This window comes from Rhodococcus sp. BS-15, assembly GCF_000813105.1.
In the GTDB taxonomy this organism is placed as follows: Bacteria; Actinomycetota; Actinomycetes; order Mycobacteriales; family Mycobacteriaceae; genus Rhodococcoides.
The window spans coordinates 1-1626 of sequence record NZ_BAOX01000524.1; the positions used below are offsets into that span (position 1 = coordinate 1).

At 70.0% G+C, this 1626-nt stretch carries 1 protein-coding gene; it reads right to left on the reverse strand.

All coding sequences use genetic code 11. The features are described 5' to 3' along the window. Positions 1-1625: UvrD-helicase domain-containing protein (locus RHBS_RS27585; RefSeq protein ID WP_237669856.1), on the reverse strand; the 1625-nt coding region annotated here is incomplete at its 3' end. Between the last annotated feature and the right edge of the window lies 1 nt (position 1626).

Here is a 1626-nt window from a genome sequence, read left to right on the forward strand (position 1 = left end):
TGGCCCGAATCCTGCCACGCCGCCCACAACACGTCCTCGACTCCGCGGCCCGTGCGGGCGAGGGCCCGCGCCTTGCGGATGACACCGAGGGCTCGGCGCAACGGGGCGGACTCCACGTCCGAGAGTCCGTTCGTCCAACCGGCACTCCCCCGAGCGTCGTCGGTGAGTACGACTCTGAGCAACTCGGCCGAGTCGCGCTCGCCGCCCGATGCGAGCTCGAGCCTGCGCACTCCCCGGCGCAATCGCCGCAGACCCACCGGGTCGGCTCCGCCGATCGGCCCGGAGAGCAACGCGAGTGCATCTTCACCGTCGAAGCTCGGGTCGGAGATCGCCCGCAGTACCAGCAGGAGACCCACGGCCCCGTGCTGCCGGTGCAGCGGCAGCTCCGAAGTCGGGGTGATCATCGGAACCCCTGCGCCGTGCAGAGCCCGCCGCAACGGTGCGAGGGTGCGCGGCACGGATCGCACCACGATCGCCATCTCGGACCACGGCATGCCGTCGATCAGGTGGGCCCGGCGCATGGCGTCGGCGATGATCGCCGCCTCCTTCGCGGGCGAGGACACGACGTGCACTCGCGCTGCCGGTGCACCGAATCGGGCGGTGCCCACCGGTTCGGGACATCGGTGCCGACCGAGCCCGGGCAGCCGTCCGGCGACGATGTCGGTCAGCTCCGCGACCTCGGGCACCGACCGGTGATTGCGAGTGAGCAGCACGCGACGCGGCGAATCCACCTCGACCAGGTCGGCCACGAAGGTGGGGTCGGCACCCCGGAAGGTGAACACGGCTTGATCGGGATCTCCGGCGACGACGGTGGATTCGGTGTCGGTGCCGATCAGCCGAACCAGCTGTGCTGCCTGCGGATCGAGGTGCTGCGCGTCGTCGACGACGAGGTGCCGGATGCGGGCGCGTTCGCTGCGCAGCAGTTCGGGATCGGTGGCGAAGGCCATGAGCGCGGCACCGATCAGCTCGGCGGCGTCCAGACCAGGTGCAGTGGCTCCGGCCGCTTCCACTCCGACGGCACCGCGCAACAACATGGCCTGCTCGTATCCGGCGGCGAACCTCCCGACGGCAACCCACTCGGGTCTGCCGTGCTTGCGACCGAGTTTGACGAGGTCTTCCGGACCGATCCCGCGTTCGGCGGACCTGAGCATCATGTCTCGCACCGCGGTGACGAATCCCGCGGTGCCCAGTGCCGGACGCAGTCGCTCCGGCCAGTCGCCTGCCCCGTCCTCGAGATCGCCGCGCAGCATCTCGCGCACCACGGCGTCCTGCTCGGCACCGGTCAGCAAGCGCGGTGGCGGATTGCCGTACAGCGAGGCCTGCAGCCGCAGCACCGCGAAGGCGTAGGAGTGCACCGTGCGCACCAACGGTTCACGGGTCGCTCGTAGTGCGTGATCGCCACTGAAGAGACCCGAAGTGATGACCTCGCGCACCGCGGTTGCCGCCCGTTTGGACTGTGTCAGCACCAGAACCGACTCCGGATCACCGGTGACGATGCGCGAGACGGCGTAATCCGCGACAAGGGAGGTCTTACCCGTGCCGGGGCCACCCAGGATCTGCCAAGGATTCCATCGCGGAGCGCCTTTCGCGGCCTCGGCTGCCGCGTCGGGAGTCGACGCCAGCAGC